The organism is Enterobacter sp. PL_is514 (assembly GCF_055816715.1).
The window spans coordinates 243,071-266,356 of sequence record NZ_JBVPGN010000027.1 but is presented as its reverse complement, the minus strand read 5'-3'; the positions used below and the strand labels follow the sequence as shown (position 1 = coordinate 266,356).

The 23,286-nt window shown below is 58.2% G+C and carries 22 protein-coding genes; 8 read left to right on the top strand and 14 right to left on the bottom strand.

Going from position 1 to position 23,286, the window contains the following annotated elements; genetic code table 11:
• Positions 1 to 2: 2 nt before the first annotated feature.
• The 3 genes from plsC to AC0TNG_RS05410 all read right to left on the bottom strand — a co-directional run bounded on the left by plsC (position 3) and on the right by AC0TNG_RS05410 (position 3,682).
• Positions 3 to 740 (bottom strand): 1-acylglycerol-3-phosphate O-acyltransferase, encoded by a 738-nt coding sequence (gene plsC / locus AC0TNG_RS05420; RefSeq protein ID WP_024906505.1) that lies wholly within the window; start codon positions 738 to 740, stop codon positions 3 to 5.
• A 163-nt stretch (positions 741 to 903) separates the two neighbouring features.
• Positions 904 to 3,162 carry a DNA topoisomerase IV subunit A gene (gene parC / locus AC0TNG_RS05415; protein ID WP_157189728.1) on the bottom strand — a complete coding sequence of 753 codons (2,259 nt, stop codon included), beginning with the start codon at positions 3,160 to 3,162 and terminating at the stop codon, positions 904 to 906.
• A gap of 118 nt (positions 3,163 to 3,280) precedes the next feature.
• Complete coding sequence (locus AC0TNG_RS05410; RefSeq protein WP_023344926.1) at positions 3,281 to 3,682, bottom strand: YgiW/YdeI family stress tolerance OB fold protein; 402 nt, start codon at positions 3,680 to 3,682, stop codon at positions 3,281 to 3,283.
• A 138-nt stretch (positions 3,683 to 3,820) separates the two neighbouring features.
• On the opposite strand from AC0TNG_RS05410, the gene qseB reads away from it, so the two are divergent.
• The 4 genes from qseB (at position 3,821) to AC0TNG_RS05390 (ending at position 6,859) form a co-directional block, all read left to right on the top strand.
• Complete coding sequence (gene qseB, locus AC0TNG_RS05405; RefSeq protein ID WP_024906503.1) at positions 3,821 to 4,480, top strand: quorum sensing response regulator transcription factor QseB; 660 nt, start codon at positions 3,821 to 3,823, stop codon at positions 4,478 to 4,480.
• Positions 4,477 to 5,826 (top strand): quorum sensing histidine kinase QseC, encoded by a 1,350-nt coding sequence (qseC, locus tag AC0TNG_RS05400; RefSeq protein WP_473713202.1) that lies wholly within the window; start codon positions 4,477 to 4,479, stop codon positions 5,824 to 5,826. Before qseB ends, qseC begins: the two co-directional genes overlap by 4 nt.
• A gap of 105 nt (positions 5,827 to 5,931) precedes the next feature.
• The gene (locus AC0TNG_RS05395; RefSeq protein ID WP_473713203.1) at positions 5,932 to 6,513 is read left to right on the top strand and encodes an NAD(P)H-dependent oxidoreductase; all 582 of its coding nucleotides are present in this window, start codon (positions 5,932 to 5,934) and stop codon (positions 6,511 to 6,513) included.
• A gap of 31 nt (positions 6,514 to 6,544) precedes the next feature.
• Entirely contained in the window at positions 6,545 to 6,859 is a 315-nt protein-coding gene (locus AC0TNG_RS05390; protein ID WP_008502984.1) for a putative quinol monooxygenase, read from the top strand.
• 88 nt (positions 6,860 to 6,947) lie between these two features.
• Here the strand turns inward: AC0TNG_RS05390 and AC0TNG_RS05385 are convergent, their stop codons facing one another.
• Genes AC0TNG_RS05385 through AC0TNG_RS05365 form a run of 5 tightly spaced genes read right to left on the bottom strand, consistent with a single transcriptional unit; the run spans position 6,948 to position 11,609 of the window.
• Entirely contained in the window at positions 6,948 to 7,823 is an 876-nt protein-coding gene (locus AC0TNG_RS05385) for a MurR/RpiR family transcriptional regulator (RefSeq protein ID WP_048990494.1), read from the bottom strand.
• Complete coding sequence (locus AC0TNG_RS05380; protein WP_473713215.1) at positions 7,820 to 8,770, bottom strand: iron-siderophore ABC transporter substrate-binding protein; 951 nt, start codon at positions 8,768 to 8,770, stop codon at positions 7,820 to 7,822. The genes AC0TNG_RS05385 and AC0TNG_RS05380 overlap by 4 nt, the downstream gene beginning before the upstream one ends.
• 9 nt (positions 8,771 to 8,779) lie before the next feature.
• Positions 8,780 to 9,820, bottom strand: coding sequence for a FecCD family ABC transporter permease (locus tag AC0TNG_RS05375; RefSeq protein WP_048990497.1), 1,041 nt, complete (start codon positions 9,818 to 9,820; stop codon positions 8,780 to 8,782).
• Positions 9,817 to 10,800 (bottom strand): FecCD family ABC transporter permease, encoded by a 984-nt coding sequence (locus AC0TNG_RS05370; protein WP_473713204.1) that lies wholly within the window; start codon positions 10,798 to 10,800, stop codon positions 9,817 to 9,819. Before AC0TNG_RS05370 ends, AC0TNG_RS05375 begins: the two co-directional genes overlap by 4 nt.
• Positions 10,797 to 11,609: an ABC transporter ATP-binding protein gene (locus AC0TNG_RS05365; RefSeq protein ID WP_473713205.1), complete on the bottom strand. Its 813-nt coding sequence runs from the start codon at positions 11,607 to 11,609 to the stop codon at positions 10,797 to 10,799. The genes AC0TNG_RS05370 and AC0TNG_RS05365 overlap by 4 nt, the downstream gene beginning before the upstream one ends.
• Positions 11,610 to 11,991: 382 nt before the next feature.
• Between AC0TNG_RS05365 and AC0TNG_RS05360 the strand changes: the two genes are divergently transcribed.
• Positions 11,992 to 14,133: a TonB-dependent siderophore receptor gene (locus AC0TNG_RS05360; protein ID WP_473713206.1), complete on the top strand. Its 2,142-nt coding sequence runs from the start codon at positions 11,992 to 11,994 to the stop codon at positions 14,131 to 14,133.
• Positions 14,134 to 14,216: 83 nt separating this feature from the next.
• Here the strand turns inward: AC0TNG_RS05360 and parE are convergent, their stop codons facing one another.
• Genes parE through nudF form a run of 5 tightly spaced genes read right to left on the bottom strand, consistent with a single transcriptional unit; the run spans position 14,217 to position 18,625 of the window.
• The gene (parE, locus tag AC0TNG_RS05355) at positions 14,217 to 16,109 is read right to left on the bottom strand and encodes a DNA topoisomerase IV subunit B (protein WP_032650257.1); all 1,893 of its coding nucleotides are present in this window, start codon (positions 16,107 to 16,109) and stop codon (positions 14,217 to 14,219) included.
• Positions 16,110 to 16,137: 28 nt separating this feature from the next.
• Positions 16,138 to 16,719, bottom strand: a complete 582-nt coding sequence (gene yqiA / locus AC0TNG_RS05350; RefSeq protein ID WP_008502976.1) for an esterase YqiA — start codon at positions 16,717 to 16,719, stop codon at positions 16,138 to 16,140.
• Complete coding sequence (gene cpdA / locus AC0TNG_RS05345; RefSeq protein WP_090418705.1) at positions 16,719 to 17,546, bottom strand: 3',5'-cyclic-AMP phosphodiesterase; 828 nt, start codon at positions 17,544 to 17,546, stop codon at positions 16,719 to 16,721. The genes yqiA and cpdA overlap by 1 nt, the downstream gene beginning before the upstream one ends.
• Positions 17,547 to 17,573: 27 nt before the next feature.
• Positions 17,574 to 17,996 (bottom strand): DUF1249 family protein, encoded by a 423-nt coding sequence (locus AC0TNG_RS05340; protein WP_014833293.1) that lies wholly within the window; start codon positions 17,994 to 17,996, stop codon positions 17,574 to 17,576.
• Positions 17,993 to 18,625 carry an ADP-ribose diphosphatase gene (gene nudF / locus AC0TNG_RS05335; RefSeq protein WP_024906492.1) on the bottom strand — a complete coding sequence of 211 codons (633 nt, stop codon included), beginning with the start codon at positions 18,623 to 18,625 and terminating at the stop codon, positions 17,993 to 17,995. The genes AC0TNG_RS05340 and nudF overlap by 4 nt, the downstream gene beginning before the upstream one ends.
• A gap of 204 nt (positions 18,626 to 18,829) precedes the next feature.
• Here nudF and tolC point away from each other — a divergent pair, with 204 nt between their 5' ends.
• The 3 genes from tolC (at position 18,830) to AC0TNG_RS05320 (ending at position 22,339) form a co-directional block, all read left to right on the top strand.
• Positions 18,830 to 20,317 carry an outer membrane channel protein TolC gene (tolC, locus tag AC0TNG_RS05330; RefSeq protein WP_024906491.1) on the top strand — a complete coding sequence of 496 codons (1,488 nt, stop codon included), beginning with the start codon at positions 18,830 to 18,832 and terminating at the stop codon, positions 20,315 to 20,317.
• Between the two features lie 190 nt (positions 20,318 to 20,507).
• Positions 20,508 to 21,176, top strand: coding sequence for a DUF1190 family protein (locus AC0TNG_RS05325; RefSeq protein ID WP_024906490.1), 669 nt, complete (start codon positions 20,508 to 20,510; stop codon positions 21,174 to 21,176).
• A gap of 2 nt (positions 21,177 to 21,178) precedes the next feature.
• On the top strand, positions 21,179 to 22,339 hold the full coding sequence (locus tag AC0TNG_RS05320; protein ID WP_267215614.1) for a glutathionylspermidine synthase family protein: 1,161 nt from the start codon (positions 21,179 to 21,181) through the stop codon (positions 22,337 to 22,339).
• A gap of 93 nt (positions 22,340 to 22,432) precedes the next feature.
• On the opposite strand, the gene ygiD is transcribed toward AC0TNG_RS05320, so the two are convergent.
• The gene (gene ygiD / locus AC0TNG_RS05315) at positions 22,433 to 23,221 is read right to left on the bottom strand and encodes a 4,5-DOPA-extradiol-dioxygenase (RefSeq protein ID WP_473713207.1); all 789 of its coding nucleotides are present in this window, start codon (positions 23,219 to 23,221) and stop codon (positions 22,433 to 22,435) included.
• Positions 23,222 to 23,286 lie beyond the last annotated feature (65 nt).

The window sequence follows — 23,286 nt, the reverse complement described above, 5'->3', positions numbered from 1 at the left end:
GATTAAATCTTACCGGCGGCTTCTCTCTCTGCGACTTCTTTGTCGAGCAGCGCAATATGCTCAGCCATCAGATCACGGCAGTGCGCGGCCAGCTCGCGCACCTGATCTTTACCGTATTTGCTGGTATCGACGGGTGGCAGCATTTCGACAATCACCAGCCCGTTATTCAGGCGGTTAAGATTAATCTTATTCGAAGTATTGGAAACGCACACAGGAATAATTGGAACACCTGCCGCAATTGCGGCATGAAACGCACCGGTTTTAAACGGCAGCAGGCCGCGGCCGCGGCTGCGCGTCCCTTCCGGGAACATCCAGATTGAAATTTTGCGCTTTTTAAAATGATTCACCACTTCCGCAATGGTGCTATGCGCTTTTGCACGGTTGTTACGGTCGATCAGCAGGTTACCGGTAAGCCAGTACAGCTGACCAAAAAACGGGATCCACAGCAGGCTTTTTTTGCCCACCGTCACGGTCGGTGGAAGCACGATATTAGAGGCCGTCACCATATCGTAGTTGTTCTGATGGTTGGCGATATAGATGGCGTTACCGAAATTCTCCGCCCCTTCCGGCAGACGTTTTTCAACCTTCAGACCGAACAGCGGCGCAAGGCGACCAAACATATGGCCGAAGGTGGCGACATGCTTCGGATTACGCGGGCTGAACAGGCAATAAATAGAGCCGAAAATACAGACCAGAATGCAGTAGATAACGGTAAGAATAAGACGAACAATATATAGCATAGCGACCTCTGAAGCCCCAACAGCTGACAATTATACTTCACCTGTGGCCAGGTAAGGACTTTATTACGAGCGCGTATTGTTAATCGCAACGCACGAATTAACAACGATTTTACGGGAAATTTTATTGAAATTCCCCCTCCGGACAGAGGGGGATATCACGACATTACTCTTCGCTGTCACCCGCGGTGCTGCGTGCAGGAGAGTCAATCTCCACGCGGTCAATACGCTGCAGACCGCGCATCAGCGAGCCACGGCGACCGCGCTCACCCACCACCTTCTGCAGCTCTTCCGGACGAAGCTTGATTTTGCGCTTGCCGACGTGAATGGTCAGCGTGCTCTGCGGCGGCAGGAGGAAGAGGTGCGCCAGGCCATCTTCGCCTTTCGCGGCCTCCGCCGACGGGATGTTGATAATCTTGTTGCCCTTGCCTTTCGACAGCTCCGGCAGATCGCTGACCGGGAACATCAGCATACGTCCGGCGGTAGTGATCGCCAGCAGCATGTCGCTTTCGTTCTCAATCACCAGCGGCGCCATCACGTGAGCGTTGTCCGGCAGGCTAATCAGCGCCTTACCGGCACGGTTGCGGGAAACCAGATCGTTAAAGGTACAGATAAAGCCGTAGCCCGCATCGGACGCCAGCAGCAGCTTCTGCTCATCGGCTTCCATCAGCATATGGTCAACCGTCGCGCCCGGCGGCAGCGTCAGCTTGCCGGTGAGCGGCTCGCCCTGCCCGCGCGCGGAAGGCAGTGTGATTGGGTCGATGGCGTAGCTGCGGCCGGTGGAATCGATAAACGCCACCGGCTGGTTGCTCTTCCCTTTCACCGCCGCTTTGAAGCTGTCGCCCGCTTTGTAGCTGAGCCCCGGCGCGTCGATATCGTGGCCTTTGGCGCTGCGCACCCAGCCGCTCTGCGACAGGACAATGGTCACCGGCTCGGACGGCTGCATGTCGTGCTCGTTCATCGCCTTCGCTTCTTCGCGCTCGTGCAGCGGAGAACGACGGTCGTCGCCAAACGCGTCGGCATCGGCCTGCAGCTCTTTCTTCAGCAGGGTGTTCATCTTGCGTTCGGACGCGAGGATCGCCTGCAGCTGATCGCGCTCTTTTTCCAGCTCGTTCTGCTCGCCGCGGATCTTCATCTCTTCCAGTTTGGCGAGATGGCGCAGCTTCAGCTCGAGGATCGCTTCGGCCTGGGTTTCGCTGATGCCAAAGCGCGACATCAGGGCGGGCTTCGGCTCATCCTCGGTACGGATGATCTCAATCACCTCGTCGATATTGAGGAACGCCACCAGCAAACCTTCGAGGATATGCAGGCGCTTAAGCACTTTCTCCAGACGATGGTTCAGACGACGGCGGACCGTATCGCGGCGGAACGTCAGCCATTCGCTGAGGATCTCCAGCAGGTTTTTCACCGCCGGGCGTCCGTCGAGGCCGATCATGTTCAGGTTGATGCGGTAGCTTTTTTCCAGATCGGTGGTGGCAAACAGGTGGTTCATTACCTGCTCCATGTCCACGCGGTTAGAGCGCGGCACAATCACCAGACGGGTCGGGTTTTCGTGGTCAGACTCGTCGCGCAGGTCGTCCACCATCGGCAGCTTTTTATTGCGCATCTGGGAGGCGATCTGCTCCAGCACTTTGGCACCGGAAACCTGATGCGGCAGCGCGGTGATCACCACGGCGCCGTCTTCTTTATTCCACACCGCGCGCATGCGCACGGAGCCGCGACCGTTCTGGTAGATTTTGCGGATTTCCGCACGCGAGGTAATGATTTCGGCTTCGGTGGGGAAATCCGGACCCTGCACGATATCCAGCAGATCGTCGAGCGAGGCTTTCGGCTGCTCTATCAGGGTGATGGCGGCTTTCGCCACTTCACGCAGGTTGTGCGGCGGAATGTCCGTCGCCATACCGACCGCAATACCGGTGGTGCCGTTCAGCAGGATATTCGGCAGACGCGCAGGCAGCATCTTCGGCTCCTGCAGCGTACCGTCGAAGTTTGGTACCCAGTCAACGGTTCCCTGCCCCAGCTCGCCCAGCAGCACTTCGGCATATTTAGACAGACGGGATTCGGTATAACGCATCGCCGCGAAGGATTTCGGATCGTCCGGCGCCCCCCAGTTCCCCTGACCATCCACCAGCGGGTAGCGGTAAGAGAACGGCTGGGCCATCAGCACCATCGCTTCATAACAGGCGCTGTCGCCGTGCGGATGGTATTTACCCAGCACGTCACCGACGGTACGGGCGGATTTCTTGAACTTGGCGGTGGCGTTCAGCCCCAGCTCGGACATCGCATAGACGATGCGGCGCTGAACGGGCTTCAGGCCATCCCCGATAAACGGCAACGCCCTGTCCATGATGACGTACATGGAGTAGTTCAGGTAGGCGTTTTCCGTGAATTCATGTAGCGCGAGGCGCTCTGCCATATCGCTCATTACGTGTGATTCCTCAACTCAGAAACCGAAGGGTTTCAGGCAATATTGCCGCAGATACTACCTTATCTGGCGAGTTGAGTCACAAAGAAAAAGGGCCGCTTATGCGGCCCTTTCAGGGTTATTTGTTCAGCTTAATGACCTGCTTCACGTCGATTTCAAAATCGTTCCACTCTTTATCGACCTTGCCCTGGATTTCCACTTTATCCTGAGGGGTGACGGTCACGCCGTTCCAGCGCTTGTGGTCAATTTCCACGTTCACCGTGCCGGTCTCATCGCGGAAGGTGTAGCGGTCATCGGACAGGCGCTGGGTGATGTTCCCGCGCAGCTTCACCCAGCTGTCGTCCTTCATCTCTTTCACCTTCACCGCGGTAGTGAGGTTGGCGTCATTATCGACAAAACCGCCTGCCTGCGTTTGGGTCTGGGTCTGTGCGGCAGACGGGCCGTTAAATCCGCCCTGCGCGGCAAAAACGGGGGCAGTGGTCATCATCATGATGGCGGCAATAGCAGCGAATTTTTTCATATTAACTCTCCCTTTAATCTGGTTTCGCAGTCCATTAAACAGGGTAATCCTTAACAACTTCTTAAGGGAAAAATTTATTTATTATTGCTGTACAGCAGGCGCTTACAGAGGGTTTACTGACGGCATCAAGGAGGGAACATGCGCATTTTACTGGTAGAAGACGACAGGTTAATCGGTGACGGTATCAAGGCGGGGTTAAGCAAAATGGGCTTTAGCGTGGACTGGTTTACCGACGGTAAAACCGGTCAGGCCGCGCTCGCGTCTGCGCCCTACGATGCCGTGGTGCTGGATCTGACGCTGCCGGAAATCGACGGTCTGGAGATCCTGCGCGCGTGGCGCGAAAGCGGGCGCAGCGAGCCGGTATTGATCCTGACCGCGCGGGATGCGCTTAACCAGCGCGTGGAAGGGCTGCGTCTTGGCGCGGATGATTATCTCTGCAAGCCGTTCGCGCTGATTGAAGTGGGTGCCCGCCTTGAGGCGCTGGTCCGCCGCAGTCACGGCCAGACGCGTAGCGAGCTACGCCACGGTAAGGTCACGCTCGATCCGACCCGACTCGTCGCCACGCTGGACGGTGAGCCGCTGACGCTCAAGCCGAAAGAGTTCGCGCTGCTGGAGCTGTTAATGCGTAACGCGGGTCGGGTGCTGCCGCGAAAGCTTATCGAGGAAAAACTGTATACCTGGGACGACGACGTCTCCAGCAACGCCATCGAAGTGCACGTTCATCATCTGCGCCGCAAGCTTGGCAGCGAGTTTATCCGCACCGTGCACGGCATCGGCTATATCCTGGGTGACGCATGAAGCTGACGCAACGCCTGAGCCTGAAGCTGCGCCTGACGCTCCTTTTTTTAGCGCTTTCCCTGACGGCATGGTTTGCCGCCAGCCTGGTGGCCTGGCAGCAGACCACCCACAAGCTGGATAAGCTCTTCGACACGCAGCAGATGCTGTTTGCCAAACGGCTGCTGACGATGGATCTTGACGAGATCCGCGCCCCCGAACGCATGCGCGAGATCCCCAAAAAAGTGAAGCATGGCCGTCTCGATGACGACGCGCTGGCTTTCGCCATTTACAGCGTCGAGGGCAAAATGCTGCTGAACGACGGCGAGAACGGGCGCGATATTCCGTACCACTATCGCCGCGACGGGTTTGCTAACGGGCAGCTCCAGGACGACAACGACGAATGGCGTTTCCTGTGGCTGACCTCACCCGACGGGAAGTACCGCGTGGTGGTCGGTCAGGAGTGGGAGTACCGCCAGGATATGGCGCTGGACGTGGTCAGCTCACAGCTGACCCCCTGGCTGGTGGCGCTGCCCGTGATGTTGCTGCTGCTGGTTCTCCTCCTCAGTCGGGAGCTGAAGCCACTGAAAAAGCTGGCACAGACCCTGCGCTCCCGCTCGCCGGACGCCACAGATAACCTGCCGACGGAGGGCGTACCAACAGAAGTACGCCCCCTGCTCGACGCGCTGAATCATCTCTTCGCGCGCACCCAGGAGATGATGACCCGCGAGCGCCGCTTTACGTCCGATGCGGCCCACGAGCTGCGCAGCCCGCTGGCGGCCCTGAAGGTACAAACTGACGTGGCACAGCTCTCTCATGACGATCCGCAGGCGCGGGAAAAGGCGCTGATGCAGCTGCATGCGGGAATCGACCGCGCTTCCCGGCTGGTGGACCAGCTCCTCACGCTGTCGCGTCTGGATACGCTGGACAACCTGGACGATGTCGAACCTATAACGCTTGCCGATCTACTGCAGTCGGCGGTGCTGGATATCTGGCATCCGGCGCAGCAGGCGGGCATTGATGTTCGCCTGAATATCCATGCACCAGAGGTTACACGTACGGGCCAGCAGTTGCTCCTGAGCCTGCTGGTGCGCAACCTGCTGGATAACGCGATTCGCTACAGCCCGCGCGGCAGCGTGGTGGACGTGACGCTGGACGCGCGTAGCTTTAGCGTGCGCGACAACGGTCCCGGCATTTCACCGGACGCGCTGGCGCGCATCGGCGAGCGCTTTTATCGTCCGCCGGGTCAGGATGCCACGGGCAGCGGGTTGGGATTATCCATCGTAAAACGCATCGCCGCCCTGCACGGGATGCGCGTCTCGCTGAGCAATGCCCCTGAAGGTGGTTTTGAAGCGAAGGTCATCTGGTAAGGAATTATTGCGTTTAATGCAAAAGACTTTGCACATTTTGCTCATTTTTCCGCTCCGTCCTCGCGCGTAGAATACCCGGCATACTCTCATCGTCGAGGACAAATAATGAGCAACATTCTGATTATTAACGGTGCAAAAGAATTTGCGCACTCTAAAGGCCAGCTAAATGACACCCTGACCGAGGTCGCGGATGGTTTCCTGCGCGACGCCGGGCATGATGTTAAGGTCGTGCGTGCAGACAGCAACTACGATGTGAAAGCAGAAGTGCAGAACTTCCTGTGGGCTGACGTGGTGATCTGGCAGATGCCAGGCTGGTGGATGGGCGCGCCGTGGACCGTAAAAAAATACATGGACGACGTGTTCACCGAAGGTCACGGCTCACTGTATGCCAGCGATGGCCGCACCCGCTCTGACGCGTCCAAAAAATACGGTTCAGGCGGTCTGATTCAGGGCAAAAAATATATGCTGTCACTGACCTGGAACGCGCCGCTGGAAGCCTTCACCGAGAAAGATCAGTTCTTCGAAGGCGTGGGCGTGGACGGCACGTACCTGCCGTTCCACAAGGCGAATCAGTTCCTGGGCATGGATCCGCTGCCGACCTTTATCGTCAACGACGTGATTAAAATGCCTGATGTCCCGAGCTATATCGCAGAATATCGCAAGCATCTCGCGAAAATTTTTGCTTAACTGGTAGCCTGGAATTAAAGGAGTAGTAAACATGCTTACCGTTATCGCAGAAATCCGTACTCGTCCAGGTCAACATCACCGCCAGGCGGTGCTGGATCAGTTCGCGAAAATTATCCCGACCGTACTGAAAGAAGAAGGCTGCCACGGCTACGCGCCGATGGTGGATGCCGCCACTGATGCCAGCTTCCAGGCGACCGCGCCGGACTCGATCATCATGGTTGAGCAGTGGGAAACCGTCGCGCATCTTGAAGCGCATCTGCAGACCGCGCACATGAAAGCGTGGAGCGACGCGGTGAAGGGCGACGTGCTGGAAACCCACATCCGCATCCTGGAGCAAGGGGTTTAAGTTTCCCCTCACCCCGGCCCTCTCCCCAGGGGAGAGGGAGAACAGATCCAGGCCCGGTAAGCGCTAGCGCCACCGGGCTTTGTTGTTTTTAGCTGCTTTTCTTCCCCGGTTTTAACCCGCGATGGAGCTCGTTGATACGCTTCATGGACTTGATGGTGCGCTGCGGCTCGGTGGAGGCGACGGATAAAATGATCATCTCCAGACACAGCAGCACCGTGCCGTGGAGCGGGATTTTGCCCTTTTCGCCGCCGCGCGGAACGTGGATCACCACGCTGGCCTCCTTACTGAAACGCGAATCAAGGGCGTTGGTCAGCAGGATGGTGGGAATGCCCAGACGTTTTGCTTCACGCAGGGTGGTTTGCCCCTCCCGGTGCGCGGATTTCTGCGCCATCATCACCAGCACGTCGCCGCGCTGAAGCGCAATCAGCTGCTCGGCAAGCCCGATCCCGGTACGGTTGAGCGGCGTGGCGGGTAACCCCATACGGCTGAACAGCCTGGCGGTGTACTCGGCCAGAATGCCGGAGGCGCCAATGCCAAATATGGCGACCTGCCTCGCCTGCGCCAGCAGAGAGACCGCCTGCGCCATCGCGTAGCGGTTGTGGGGCTCGGATAACACCTCACAGGTGTGCTGATGCCCCTCCAGCACGAAATCAATGCTCGCGTTGACGTCGCTGGCGAGCGTGTTCACCGTGGTGGACATCTTTTCGCTGGAGGTGACCACCGGGCCAAACCACTGCTCCAGCGTCTGCTTGAGATCGCGCAGCCCGGCGAACCCCAGCGCCTGAATGGCGCGGACCACCGTGGCATCCGAGGTTTTCAATACGGCGGCAATCTCCATGGCGGTCTGCTCCATCACCGCTTCGCGGTTGTCATGGATGTAGCGTGCGACCTGCAGCAGACGCGGCGTCAGCTGATGCGCGCGCGAGCGGAATCTCTCACCGTAAACATCGACTCTTCGGATCACCGTGACGCCTCCGGCAGCGGACGCCCGGCAATCTGCGACTGCACCTGCGCGGCCATCAGCCCTAATGACGCGAACGAATTCGAGATCGCCTCTTCACGCGAGATCAGCACGTAGCGCCCGGTTCGGCAGGCATTCAGGAACTGACACCAGCCCGGCATGACCGCATCCATCGCCGCCAGCTCGTCCTGCGGTTTACCGCCCGTATCCCCGCGCCAGGTGGCGAAGACGAAATCGGCATCCAGCTCCGGCAGACGCTCGGCGCTGACGTCAATCCGCCCCCCTTCCGGGATGGACTCAATCAGCGGCGGGAATTTGAATCCGGCGTCACGCAGCACGCGGCCCAGCGAGTGGTAGCTGTGCATGGCGTTGATTTTCCCCTGATTAGCCTGGATCACGGACACGGTCACCTTGCTGGTATCAATTGTCGCCTTCAGCGCCTTAATCTGCTCCTGATAGCGCCGCTCCAGAACCTTGAGCCTCGCCTGCGTTCCCGTCAGCTGAGCCAGCTTGCGGTAGATCTCCGGCGCGCCGCCGTCGAGATGATCGATGCTTACCGTCGGGGCAATTTTTTCCAGCTGTTCCACCGGGGTGTTGCGCGTCGGCTCGGTGATAATCAGGTCAGGCTTTGCGGCGGCGATGGCCTCTATGTCGATATCGGCCGTGCCGATAAATTTGATATCGGAATTATCGAAGTCGACGCCGGTCAACATGCCGCTGGAGCGCAGAAAGTGGCTGCCGTCCGGCCGCGTGCGGCCATGGCTCGCCACCGGCGGCACGCCAAGCTCAATCAGCGGAATGGTGATATCCAGATCGTGTAATGAAACAATCCGCTTCGGATGAACCGGCACAACGACTTTGCGTCCCAAATCGTCGGTAAATACCTGCGTCGGCTCCGCCGCGCTCACCGCGAACCCCACCAGCAACAGCATCGAAAACAGTATGCGCATCATAGTCCCCTAAAATCTGTCCCGACGCTGCCAGAGCAGCAGCAGGAAAAACGGTCCGCCAATCAATGAAATTACAATCCCCGCCGGCAGCTGCAGCGGGAGGAATGCCAGACGTCCGACGTTATCCGCCAGCAGCACCAGCAGCGCGCCCAGCACGGCGCTTCCCGTCAGGAGCGCGGTTTGCCCACCGCGCAGCAGCAGGCGCGCCATGTGCGGAGCAATCAGCCCCACGAAGCCAATACTGCCCACGCAGGAGACGCAGGCCGCCGTCAGCACCACCGGGGCGAGAACCCGCAGCAGCGCCAGCCGGGTTGTGCGCACGCCAAGACCTGCGGCGGCCTGATTGCCGAGCAACGCCACGTCCGCGGCCCGGGCGGTAAACAGCAGCAGCGCAAACGCGGGAGCCGTCCAGAGCGCGGCCAGCCCTACCAGCGTCCAGTTGGCCGCGTGCAGGCTTCCCGCGAGCCACAGCATCGCCGTCTGCACGTCGCGCACGTCGGCGGTGGTGATAAAGACGCCCATTGCCGCGGCAAACGCCCACGACACGCCGATGCCGATCAGGATGAATCGCGGGCGCGAGATATCGCGCGCCAGGGCGATAACCAGCAGCGCGGTGAGCAGCCCACCGGCCATGCCGACCAGCGGACGCCAGGCCAGGCCCAGCGCCGGGAACTGAAAAATCAACAGCAGTACCGCCGCGCTACAGCCCTCCTTTACGCCGATAAGCCCGGGGTCAGCCAGACCGTTGCGGGTGATGGACTGCATTGCTGCCCCTGCCATGCCGAGCATGGCGCCGCACAGTATCGCCATCAGCAGGCGCGGCAGGCGGATGTCCAACACGACGTAGCGCGTCTCGGCCGTCAGACTTTCAGGCGAAAAAAGCGCGCGCCCGATGGCAGAGGCGGGAATGGGTAGAGAACCGTGCGTCAGGCCAAAGCCCAGCAGACTTAGCGCCGCCAGCGCGAAAAGCGACAGGTACGCCAGCGCCTTCGGACGAACCAGCGCCGACAGGTAGCCAACGCGGATCGCGCGGAGTCCGGCCCGGTTCATTTGAACATCCTCGACGCCATAAAGATGAACACGGGCGCGCCGACCAGGGCCGTCATGATGCCGGTTGCCAGCTCCCAGGGGGTAAACAGCGTGCGGGCAGCGATATCCGCCAGCAGCAACACCAGCGCGCCGCACAGGGCCGACAGCGGCACCATCACGCGCAAATCGACCGACACCAGACGGCGGATGAGCTGCGGCACCACAAGGCCGATAAAGCCAATCGGCCCGGCGACAGAGACGGCCGCGCCGCAGAGCAGCGCGATGGCCAGCAGGGCGAGCAGGCGAGTTTTCAGCAGCGACACGCCAAGCCCCTGGGCCATTCTGTCGCCCAGCGCCAGCATGTTGAGCGAGGGGGACAGCCCGATAGCGAGAACAAAACCGACTGCTGCCGCCCACAGGGCGCTCTGAAGCATCTGCGCGTTGACTCCGGCGATATCACCTGCCAGCCAGGTGCGCAGAGAGAGCAGCGTCTGTTCATCCAGGATTAACACCGCGGCGGTAATCGACGAGGCAAACGCCGACATCGCCACGCCGCACAGGGTGACCTTCATCGGCGTGAGCCCGGTGCGACCGGACGAGGAGAACATCAGCACCATCAGAAACAGCGCGGCGGCACCGGCGGCGGCAATCAGCGGGCGACCAAACGGCAGCGACAGCCCAAGCGCGCTGGTAATCACTACCGCCAGCGCGGCCCCGGCGTTGAGCCCCAGAATATGCGGCTCGCCGAGCGGGTTGCGGATCACGGACTGTAGCAGCACGCCCGCCACGCCGAGCGCGGCGCCGGTCACCATCGCGGCGCAGAGGCGCAGCAGTCGTAGTCTGATGATGATGTTATGGTCGAAATTGCGCGGGTCGAAGTGGAAGAATGCCTCTACTACCGTTCGGGGAGGGATAAACCGCGCCCCGATGCCAAGATGCACAATCGCGCCCAGCGCCAGCAGCAATGTAAAAATCAGGAAGGCCAGAGAGGAGCGCATCATGGTTGAACAGCGCCCTGCCGAAACGGCATAAAGAACGGCTTGCCGGTCAAGGGGTTGATGGACATATGCACGTCCACATCAAACACCGCTTTGATCAGCTCCGGCGTGCAGGCATCGCCCTCATGCAATACGCCCTCAACTTTTCCCTGGCGTAAAAAGACCAGCGAATCGCCGTAGTTCACGGCGAAGTTGAGATCGTGCAGCACCACCACCACGGTACGCCCGTGCTGGCGGGTCAGGGCGTGCAGCAGTTCCAGGATCTCCACCTGGTAGCGGAGATCGAGATACGTCGTCGGCTCGTCAAGCAGGATATACGGCGTTTGCTGCGCCAGCGCCATGGCGATCCAGCAGCGCTGACGCTGGCCGCCGGACAAGCTTTCCACCGGCATATGGGCAAACTCTGCCGTGCCGGTCAGCCGCAGGGCCTCTTCCACCGCCAGTTCGTCCTCGTCGCTCCACTGACGCATAAAGTTCTGCCAGGGAAAACGCCCGCGCGAGACAAGCTCAAAGACGGTCAACCCTTCCGGCAGCAGCGGAGACTGCGGGAGAATGCCAAGCTGACGGGCGACCGCTTTGGTGGGCTGCTCATGAATGGCTTTACCGTCCAGCAGCGCGGTTCCCCCCAGCGGCTGCAGCAGCCGCGCGATAGTGCTCAACAGCGTGGATTTTCCACAGCCGTTCGCCCCTACCAGCACCGTCATTTTCTGCTGAGGGATGGCAAGAGAGATATCATCAACGATGATTTTTTTCTGATAGCCCGCAGAGAGGTTCTCCAGAACCAGACCCGGTTTGTGTGTGTTGTGAGCCACGTGAACGCCAACGTAATGAAAAAACAACAAATAAAAATAAAACTCATTCTCTTTTGAGAGTTTGACGCTGCGCCATGTAGTAGTCAAGCGAAGAAACACCCTGAAAAAATCAGGGGTAAGCCAGAGTAAAGATGAATGCATTAAGGTTTATAAAAATATTAATTTCAATAAGTTAATTAACATCCCTCTGCGCTTATCCGCACGTTTAAACGCTGTAGTCGATTTTTTCTTTTTTCCATTTACTACTACATCCCTGCATGGTTGAATGATTCTCAATTACATGTCCGATGCCACTTCCGGCTAACGGACAGACCGTAAAGGGCAATGACTCACACAGTTTGCCGCGAACGCATTCGCGGTATATTTCGGGATAACAGATGTAATGGCTACGTTCACACCTTCACTCTCTGGGGTAAAAGGGCGCGCGCTCTTTTCACTGCTGTTTATGGCGCCGCTGGCGCAGGCAGCAGACACCACCGCGGCTAAAGACGGCGAAACGCTTACCGTCACCGCCGATCCAAATACTGCGGCGGAAGCCACCAACGGCTATCAGCCGCTGAATACCTCCACCGCGACGCTCACCAACATGCCGATGCTGGATATCCCGCAGGTGGTGAATACCGTCAGCGATAAAGTGCTGGAGGACCAGCACGCCACCACGCTGGATGAGGCGCTCTATAACGTCAGCAACGTGGTGCAGACCAACACCCTGGGCGGTACGCAGGATGCCTTTGTGCGCCGCGGGTTTGGCGCGAACCGCGACGGCTCGATCATGACCAACGGCCTGCGCACCGTCCTGCCGCGCAGCTTCAATGCCGCCACCGAGCGCGTGGAGGTGCTGAAAGGTCCGGCCTCGACCCTGTACGGCATTCTCGACCCGGGCGGCCTGATCAACGTCGTCACCAAAAGCCCGGAGAAAATCTTCGGCGGCTCGATTTCTGCCACCTCTTCCAGCTTTGGCGGCGGCACCGGACAGGTCGATGTTACCGGCCCGATTGACGGCACGCGCCTGGCGTATCGCCTCACGGGCGAATATCAGGACGAGGATTACTGGCGTAATTTCGGCAACGAACGCAGCACCTTTATCGCCCCATCACTCACCTGGTTCGGCGATGATGCCACCGTGACCGTGCTCTATTCGCATCGCGACTATAAGACGCCGTTCGATCGCGGAACGATCTTCGATCTCAACACCAAAAAGGCCGTCGACGTCGATCGCAAAACCCGCTTTGACGAGCCGTTTAACATCACCGACGGCCAGTCCGACCTCGCTCAGCTCAACGCGGAATATCGCCTCAACAGCCAGTGGACCGCGAAGTTTGACTACAGCTACAGCCAGGACAAATACAGCGATAACCAGGCCCGCGTGATGGCCTACGATTCAAAAACCGGCAACCTGACCCGCCGCGTGGATGCGACCCAGGGCTCGACCCAGCGCATGCACAGCACCCGTGCGGATCTGCAGGGGAACGTGGATATCGCAGGCTTTTACAACGAGATCCTGACCGGCGTGTCGTATGAGAATTACGATCTGCTGCGCACAGATATGATGCGCTGTAAAAACGTGAAGGATTTCAATATCTATCACCCGACGTATGGCAATCTCGACAAATGCACCACCGTGTCGGCGTCCGACAGCGACCAGACGCTCAAGCAGGAAAGCTACTCTGCGTACGCGCAGGATGCCCTGTACCTGACCGATAAGTGGATCGCCGTCGCCGGGATGCGCTATCAGTATTACACCCAGTACGCGGGCAAAGGCCGTCCGTTCAACGTCAACACCGACAGCCGCGACGAACAGTGGACGCCGAAGCTGGGGCTGGTTTACAAGCTCACGCCAGCGGTCTCGCTGTTTGCCAACTACTCGCAGACGTTTATGCCGCAGTCGTCCATTGCGAGCTACATCGGCGACCTGCCGCCGGAAACGTCGAATGCTTACGAAGTGGGCGCGAAGTTCGACCTGTTCGACGGGGTTACCGCCAATATCGCGCTGTTTGATATTCATAAACGCAACGTGCTGTACAACGAAAGCGTGGGGGGTGAAACCATCGCCAAAACGGCGGGCCGCGTGCGCTCCCAGGGCGTGGAGGTGGATCTAGCCGGATCGCTGACCGAGAACACCAATATCATCGCCAGCTATGGCTATACCGACGCGAAGGTGCTGGAAGACCCAGACTATGCGGGCAAACCGCTGCCGAACGTGCCGCGCCATACCGGCTCCCTGTTCCTGACCTACGATATTCACAATGCGTTTGCCGGGAATACCCTGACGCTGGGCGGCGGCGGGCACGGCGTGAGTCGTCGTTCCGCAACCAACGGTGCGGATTACTATCTGCCGGGCTATTTCGTGGCGGATGCGTTTGCGGCGTATAAGATGAAGCTGCAGTATCCGGTGACGCTGCAGGTGAACGTGAAGAACCTGTTTGATAAGACTTACTACACCTCATCTATCGCAACCAACAATCTGGGTAACCAGATTGGCGACCCGCGCGAAGTGCAGCTGACGGTGAAGATGGAGTTTTGACGTAAAAAAGCCCGGTGGCGCTAACGCTTACCGGGCCTACGATCCATTCCCTCTCCCTGTGGGAGAGGGTTAGGGTGAGGGCATCAGGCCTCAATATCCGCCATATCGCCTTTCTCCTGTAGCCAGTTACGTCGGTCTTCCGAACGTTTCTTGGCAAGGAGCATATCCATCATTGCGTTGGTCTGCTGTTCGTCTTCGTCGCTGATCGTCAGCTGCACCAGGCGGCGCGTGTTCGGATCCAGCGTCGTTTCGCGCAGCTGCATCGGGTTCATCTCGCCCAGCCCTTTAAAGCGCTGCACGTTAGGCTTGCCCTTCTTACGCTTCAGCTGTTCCAGCACGCCCGCTTTCTCTTCTTCCGTCAGCGCGTAGTAAACCTCTTTGCCGAGGTCGATCCGGTACAGCGGCGGCAGCGCCACGTGGACGTGACCGTTTTTCACCAGCGTGCGGAAGTGCTTCACAAACAGCGCGCACAGCAGCGTGGCGATGTGCAGACCATCGGAGTCCGCATCCGCGAGGATACAGATCTTGCCGTAGCGCAGCTGGCTCAGATCGTCGCTGTCCGGATCGATGCCGATCGCCACCGAGATATCGTGGACTTCCTGCGAGGCCAGCACTTCATCAGACGAGACCTCCCAGGTGTTCAGGATCTTACCCTTGAGGGGCATGATCGCCTGATATTCACGATCGCGCGCCTGCTTGGCCGACCCGCCCGCCGAGTCCCCTTCCACAAGGAACAGTTCGGTACGGTTGAGATCCTGCGCGGTACAGTCCGCCAGCTTGCCCGGCAGTGCAGGGCCGCTGGTCAGCTTTTTACGCACCACTTTCTTGGCGGCGCGCAGACGACGCTGGGCGCTGGAAATGGCCATTTCCGCCAGCATTTCTGCCGCCTGCACGTTCTGGTTGAGCCACAGGGTAAACGCATCTTTCACCACGCCGGAAACGAACGCCGCGCACTGACGTGACGACAGGCGCTCTTTGGTCTGACCGGCAAACTGCGGATCCTGCATCTTCACGGAGAGCACGTAGGCACAGCGGTCCCAGATATCTTCCGCCGACAGCTTCACGCCGCGCGGCAGGATGTTACGGTATTCGCAGAACTCACGCATTGCATCCAGCAGCCCCTGACGCAGGCCGTTGACGTGCGTACCGCCCAGCATGGTTGGGATCAGGTTAACGTAGCTTTCGGTCAGCAGCTCGCCGCCTTCCGGTAGCCACAGCAGCGCCCAGTCCACCGCTTCAGTGTCGCCGGTGAAATTGCCGACGAACGGTTTTTCCGGCAGCGTCGGCAGGCCGTTTACCGCTTCGCACAGATAGTCATTAAGGCCATCTTCGTAGCGCCAGGTCTGCTCGGTGTTGTTGACGTTATCCTTAAAGGTGATTTCCACGCCCGGGCACAGCACCGCTTTGGCTTTCAGCAGGTGCGTCAGGCGGGAAACGGAAAAGCGCGGGCTGTCGAAGAAGCTTTCGTCAGGCCAGAAGTGAACGCTGGTGCCGGTGTTGCGTTTGCCGCACGTCCCGACAACCTGCAGATCCTGCACCTTCTCGCCGTTTTCAAACGCGATGTTGTACACCTGACCGTCGCGACGGACGTTCACTTCCACGCGTTTTGACAGGGCGTTGACGACGGAAATCCCCACGCCGTGCAGGCCGCCGGAGAACTGGTAGTTTTTGTTGGAGAACTTGCCGCCCGCATGCAGACGACAGAGGATCAGCTCAACGGCCGGGACGCCCTCTTCCGGGTGGATATCCACCGGCATGCCGCGCCCGTCGTCAATGACTTCCAGCGACTGATCGGCGTGCAGGATGACGTCAACGCGTTTGGCATGGCCCGCCAGCGCTTCGTCCACACTGTTATCAATAACTTCCTGGCCCAGATGGTTTGGGCGCGTCGTATCGGTGTACATCCCCGGGCGGCGGCGAACCGGCTCAAGCCCGGTGAGGACCTCAATGGCATCAGCGTTATAGGTTTGCGTCATGATTTAAACTAGCAATTCGCATTGATTGTCAGTGGCTGTGCAGTCCAAGAAAATCGACAATCTGGGTGAAATGATTCTCAAAGCCCGTGAAAGCATGGTTTCCGCCCTCTTCTATTGTCTGGCGGCAGGAGGCGTAATACGCCACTGCCTGGCGGTAATCCAGCACTTCATCTCCCGTCTGCTGCAGCAGCCAGATGAGATCCGGCGCCTCGAGCGGGTCGACCTGCATAACTTTGAGATCGTAAATATGGCGTGACTCTAGCACATATTGCTGGCCCGTGTAGGGGTTCTCGTTTTCGCCAAGAAAGTCCCGCAGCAGCTCAAATGGCCGAACCGCCGGATTAACCACAACGGCGGGCAGCATAAAGCATTGCGAGAGCCAGGTGGCGTAATACCCGCCCAGGGATGAACCGACCACACCAAAGGTTTCGCCGCCGTGCGCAAGCACAATGGATTCCAGCATCTCCGCGGCCTCTGCCGGGTAAGGCGGCAGCTGAGGGATAATCATCTCAACGTCGGGGTGATGCTCGCTCAGCCACTGGCGAAACTGTGTCGCTTTTGCGGAGCGTGGCGAGCTGTTGAATCCGTGCAGATAAAGGAGCGTAGACATCAATAGCCTTCTGAAGCGGTATCCGGGCGGAATTTTGCACCGGTCAAACGGCAGACTTCCGTGGTCAGCGTGCCGTCGGCATGCAGTTCCAGCCAGCGCCAGCCTGGCGCGATGGTATCCAGCGTAAAGTTGGCGCAGTGCGGCTTAAACTGAACGCAGGTCGACGGCGTCGCCAGCATGCGGCGCCCGTTCCAGTCGAGATCCTGTTCCTGGTGAATATGCCCACACAGCAGATTTTTCACCCGCGGGAACTTCGCCAGCACGCGATCCAGCGCCGCGGAGTTGCGCAGACTGTGCTGATCGAGCCAGCTGCAGCCCGCCGGCAGAGGGTGATGATGAAGCAACAGCAGCGTATGACGTTCAGGTTCAGCAACCAGTTTGGTCTCAAGCCAGTCGAGCTGAAACTCGCTTAGTTCACCGTGCGGGACGCCAAACACCTGACTGTCCAGCAGCAGGATCTGCCACTGTTCACCCGCAAAAACACATTTCGCCGGAGAAATACCCGCATCCTGAAGAGAACTGTACATGGCAGGTTGGAAGTCATGGTTTCCCGGCAGCCAGACGCAAGGCACGCTAAAGCTCGCGATGCCTTCAGCAAAATGCTGGTAGGCCGCGGAAGATTGGTCCTGCGCCAGATCGCCCGTTGCGACAATCAGATCGCATGCACGGTTTTCAGCGTGAATGGCGCTCAGTACCGCCTGATAACTCTCCCAGGTATTCACCCCCAGCAGCGTTTCATGCTTTTCGGCAAAAAGGTGGGTATCGGTGATTTGTAATATCCTGACTGGCGCCCCACCAGCAACAGTCAGGTTCAACAGGCTTTCCAAATGGTGTCCTTAGGTAGGTTTATGACGCTAACAAACCGGAATCGCCATTGCTCCATGTGCTAAACAATATCTTAGCCAGTCGGCTAAAAACTGGTTAATTTGATGCTTTTCGTCGCGTTGATGCAACTTTTTATTCGGGTAATCATACCGCGCCTTGAAGCGAAAGATCTGCTGGCTTGAACACACTTCAGCGACCATCGCGTCATGATAGAGGCGTACCGTCATCGACGGCAGGCTCCAGTAGCTAATGCTGGGTGCCGTTTGCTCAATCTCCACCAGCGTAGTGTAGCGCGTTGATTCTGTTATCGTTAATCGATACTGCGCGTTGCTCACCTGATAGCTTACCGTTTCGCCGGGTGCGTCGTTTTTCGGCAGCAGGCGGCGCAATTGTGCGAAATTGGTTTCGCACAGGCGCATCATTTCTGGGAAGTCAGGCGTATAGCGCTTCATTTTTTCCACTCGTTTCGTAATGTCTGATAATGCAGCTGTAGCCATTGCAGGGCGATGACAGACGCTGCGTTGTCGATTTTCCCCTCTTCTACCCACTGATAAGCCTGTTCCCGGCTTACCACATGAACCCGAATATCTTCGTTTTCATCAGCCAGACCGTGAATGCCTTCTGCGGTCGTGGCGTCCACTTCGCCCACCATTATGGATAAGCGTTCGCTGGTGCCTCCCGGGCTTGCCAGATAGCTCAGCACCGGTTTGGTTCGGCCAACCACCAGCCCCGCCTCTTCCAGCGCCTCGCGCCGGGCGACGTCCTCGACCGACTCGCCTTCTTCGATCATCCCGGCCACCATCTCCAGCAGCCACGGGCTCTCACTGACGTCATAAGCGGCGATGCGGATCTGCTCCACCAGCACAACTTCGTCACGCACTGGGTCAAAGGGTAGCAAGACTGCCGCATGCCCGCGCTCAAAAATTTCGCGTCTGATTTCGCCGCTCATTTCCCCGTTAAACAGGCGATGCCTGAAACGGTAAAGATCCATTGAAAAAAAACCGCTATAAAGCGTTTCTCGTGCAATAATTTCTACATCGTTTTTGGCGAAAGTCACGGGCAACTTATCTGGTTTTTGCATGAGTCGAGTCCTGGTAGCAATGGTGATGAAATTGTGAATTTCAAGGCTGTTTGGCTGCCGTTTGTAAGGCTATATGGTAGATTGGTGCAAATTACCGCCAGATGGCACGTAACGCCAACCTTTTGGTATGGAAGATTCTGTTAGAATCGGCAATTATTTTTTAATTAGATCAGCGCTAATACTGCTTCACAACAAGGAATGCAAATGAAGAAATTGCTCCCCATCCTTATCGGCCTGAGCCTGACGGGCTTCAGTGCAATGAGCCAGGCGGAAAACCTGTTACAGGTCTACCAGCAGGCACGTCTGGGCAACCCTGATTTACGTAAATCAGCGGCCGATCGTGATGCTGCGTTTGAAAAGATTAACGAAGCGCGTAGCCCCTTGCTGCCACAGTTAGGGTTAGGTGCAGATTATACCTACAGCAACGGTTTCCGCGACGCTAACGGCGTAAACTCCAATGCTACCAGCGCCTCACTGCAATTAACACAGACGCTGTTTGATATGTCCAAATGGCGTGCCCTGACCCTGCAGGAAAAAAGCGCAGGCATCCAGGATGTGACCTATCAGACCGACCAGCAGACGCTGATCCTGAACACGGCCACGGCGTACTTCAACGTGCTGAGCGCGATTGACGCACTCTCCTACACCGAAGCGCAGAAACAGGCGATTTACCGCCAGTTAGATCAAACTACCCAGCGCTTCAACGTGGGCCTGGTGGCGATCACCGACGTGCAGAACGCCCGTTCACAGTACGACACCGTGCTGGCCAACGAAGTGACCGCGCGTAACAACCTCGATAACGCGCTGGAATCCCTGCGTCAGGTCACCGGGAATTATTATCCTGAGCTGGCGTCTCTGAACGTCGACAGCTTCAAAACGGATAAGCCGCAGGCCGTTAACGCCCTGCTGAAAGAGGCGGAAAACCGCAACCTGACGTTGCTGCAGGCGCGTCTGAGCCAGGACCTGGCCCGCGAGCAAATTCGTCAGGCGCAGGACGGTCATCTGCCAACCCTGAGCCTGAGTGCCTCTACCGGCATCTCTGACACCACCTACAGTGGTTCTAAAACGAATGGTGCCAATTCGCAGGGTTATAATGACAGCAATATGGGCCAGAACAAGGTGGGCCTGAGCTTCTCTCTGCCGCTGTACCAGGGCGGTCAGGTCAACTCTCAGGTGAAACAGGCGCAGTACAACTTTGTTGGCGCGAGCGAGCAGCTGGAAAGCGCGCATCGTAACGTGGTGCAGACCGTACGTTCATCCTTCAACAACGTGAACGCCTCAATCAGCAGCATCAACGCCTATAAACAGGCCGTTGTGTCTGCACAGAGCTCTCTGGACGCGATGGAAGCGGGTTACTCGGTCGGTACACGTACTATCGTTGACGTGCTCGACGCGACCACCACGCTGTACAACGCGAAACAGCAGCTCTCCAGCGCGCGTTATCAGTACCTGATTAACCAGCTGAACATTAAGCAGGCTCTGGGTACGCTGAACGAGCAAGACCTGCAGATGCTGAACAGCGCACTGGGCAAGCCGGTCTCCACCTCTCCGGAGAGCGTTGCACCAGAGAATCCTGATCAGGTTGCCGCGGTTGATAACTTCAACGCTAACAGCAACACCCCTGCTGCACAGCCCGCTGCCGCACGCACCACAGCGCCTGCCAGCAAGGGCAATAATCCGTTCCGTAATTAAGAGTGTCATCAGGCCTGGTGCGGCCTGATGCCCTCACCCCGCCCCTCTCCCACAGGGAGAGGGAGCATCTGAATCACATCCGAACGTAAGCCAACGTAAAGATCCCCCTGATTCCGCCCCTCTTCGCTTCATTTTCAACCACTCATCCTCTATCCTGAGCGTTATTACCACTGGGTCCTGGAAGACAAAGATGAAACGGACAAAATCTATAAATCACGCTTCGTTCCGCAAGAGCTGGAACGCGCGTCACCTCACCCCTGTTGCGCTGGCGGTCACGGCTGTCTTTATGCTGGCAGGCTGTGAGAAAAATGACGAAACGGTTTCGCTGTATCAAAACGCAGACGACTGCTCTGCCGCAACCGGCAAAGCCGCCGAGTGTAAAACGGCTTATACGAGCGCGCTGAAAGAAGCAGAACGTACCGCGCCGAAATATGCCTCACGCGAAGACTGCGTGGCGGAATTCGGTGAAGGTCAGTGCCAGCAGGCACCGGCCCAGGCCAGCACCGCACCTGAAAATCAGGCGCAGGCGCAGTCCAGCGGCAGCTTCTGGATGCCGCTGATGGCAGGCTACATGATGGGTCGCCTGATGGGCGGCGGTGCAGGCTACCAGCAGCAGCCGCTGTTTAGCTCGAAAAACCCGGCCAGCCCGGCTTACGGTCAATATACCGATGCCAGCGGTAAAGGCTACGGCGCAGCGACGCCTGGCCGCACCGTGACGGTACCGAAAACGGCAATGGCGCCGAAGCCTGCGACGACCAGCACCATCACCCGCGGCGGGTTTGGTGAATCGGTGGCGAAGCAGACCAGCATGCAGCGCAGCGCGACAGGCACCTCCTCTACTCGCTCAATGGGCGGCTGATCATGGAACGAGTCAGTATCACCGAGCGCCCGGACTGGCGTGAAAAAGCCACCGAGTACGGTTTTAACTTCCATACCATGTACGGCGAGCCGTACTGGTGTGAAGACGCTTACTACAAGCTCACGCTGGCCCAGGTTGAGAAGCTGGAAGAGGTGACGGCAGAGCTGCATCAGATGTGCCTGAAGGTCGTGGAAAAGGTCATCGACAGCGACGAGCTGATGGCAAAGTTCCGCATTCCGAAGCACACCTGGAGCTTTGTCCGCCAGTCGTGGAAAACAAATCAGCCTTCGCTTTACTCTCGCCTGGATCTGGCGTGGGACGGCAAAGGTGAACCGAAGCTTCTGGAAAACAACGCCGATACCCCAACGTCCCTGTACGAAGCGGCGTTCTTCCAGTGGATCTGGCTGGAAGACCAGGCCAATGCCGGAAACCTGCCGGAAGGCAGCGACCAGTTCAACAGCCTGCAGGAGAAGCTGATCGAGCGCTTCGCCGAGCTACGCGAGCAGTTTGGCTTCAACCTGCTGCATCTCGCCTGCTGCCGCGACACGGAAGAAGACCGTGGCACGGTTCAGTATCTGCAGGACTGCGCTGCCGAAGCGGAGGTGGCGACCGAGTTCCTCTATATCGAGGATATCGGCCTGGGTGAAAAAGGTCAGTTTACGGATACGCAGGATCAGGTGATCAGCAACCTGTTCAAGCTCTACCCGTGGGAGTACATGCTCCGCGAGATGTTCTCCACCAAGCTGGAAGATGCTGGCGTGCGCTGGCTGGAACCGGCCTGGAAGAGCATTATCTCTAACAAAGCCCTGCTGCCGATGCTCTGGGAGATGTTCCCGAATCACCCGAACCTGCTGCCGGCGTATTTTGCGGAAGATGATTACCCGCAGATGGAGAAATACGTCGTTAAGCCGATCTTCTCCCGCGAAGGCGCGAACGTGTCGATTATCGAAAACGGTAAGACGCTGGAAGCGGTTGAAGGGCCGTACGGCGAAGAAGGGATGATCGTCCAGGAGTTCTATCCACTGCCGAAATTTGGCGACAGCTATACGCTGATTGGCAGCTGGCTCATCAACGATCTGCCAGCCGGAATTGGCATTCGCGAAGATCGCGCGCTGATCACGCAGGATCTGTCGCGGTTCTATCCGCATATTTTTGTGGAGTAAGACTGCGGCCTGATGCCCTCACCCCAGCCCTCTCCCACAGGGAGAGGGTGCACACACTAAAAACGGCAACCTGAAGTTGCCGTTTTGCTTTTATTACCCCACCTGCACCGACAGCATACTCAGACTCCCCATCTCAATACCGTCAACCGGGATCGTAACCGGCTCCTGACCATCCCACGCGCCAAGCACGTACAGCAGCGGCAGGAAGTGTTCCGGCGTCGGGTTAGAAAGCGAACCGCCCTCATGATCCAGATAGTTCACCAGCGGATGCTCCTCAGCCGGCCCCTGCCACGTCAGGTTTGCTTTAACGTAGTCGTTAAAAGCGGTCGCCCACGGGTAAGGCGTATTCTCACCGTGCCAGCGCGCTGTACGCAGGTTGTGCACCACGTTGCCGCTTGCCACCAGCATGATGCCTTCATCACGAAGCGTTGCCAGCTTGCGGCCCATCTCCAGATGCCAGGCGGCCGGTTTGGTGCTGTCGATGCTCAGCTGCACCATCGGGATATCCGCATCAGGATACATTTTAATCAGCACGCCCCAGGAGCCATGGTCAAAACCCCAGGCTTCTTTATCCAGCGTTACAGGAACAGGCGCCAGCAGATCCACCAGCCTTTGTGCCAGCTCAGGCGAGCCGGGGGCTGGATAATGCGTGTCATACAGCGCCTGCGGGAAGCCGCCAAAATCATGAATGGTTTTTGGCGCTTCCATGGCAGTCACGCCCGTTCCACGGGTGAACCAGTGCGCGGATACCACCACAATCGCTTTTGGACGCGGCAACGTCTCGCCCAGGCTACGCCATGCGCGGGTATAGACGTTGTCTTCCAGAACGTTCATAGGGCTGCCGTGGCCTAAAAACAGGGCTGGCATACGGGAAGAAGTCATGGTGATATCCTTACAGAAGGTGTCAATTTAATGGTGCTACATTACGCGCAATCCGGCAAAGATGA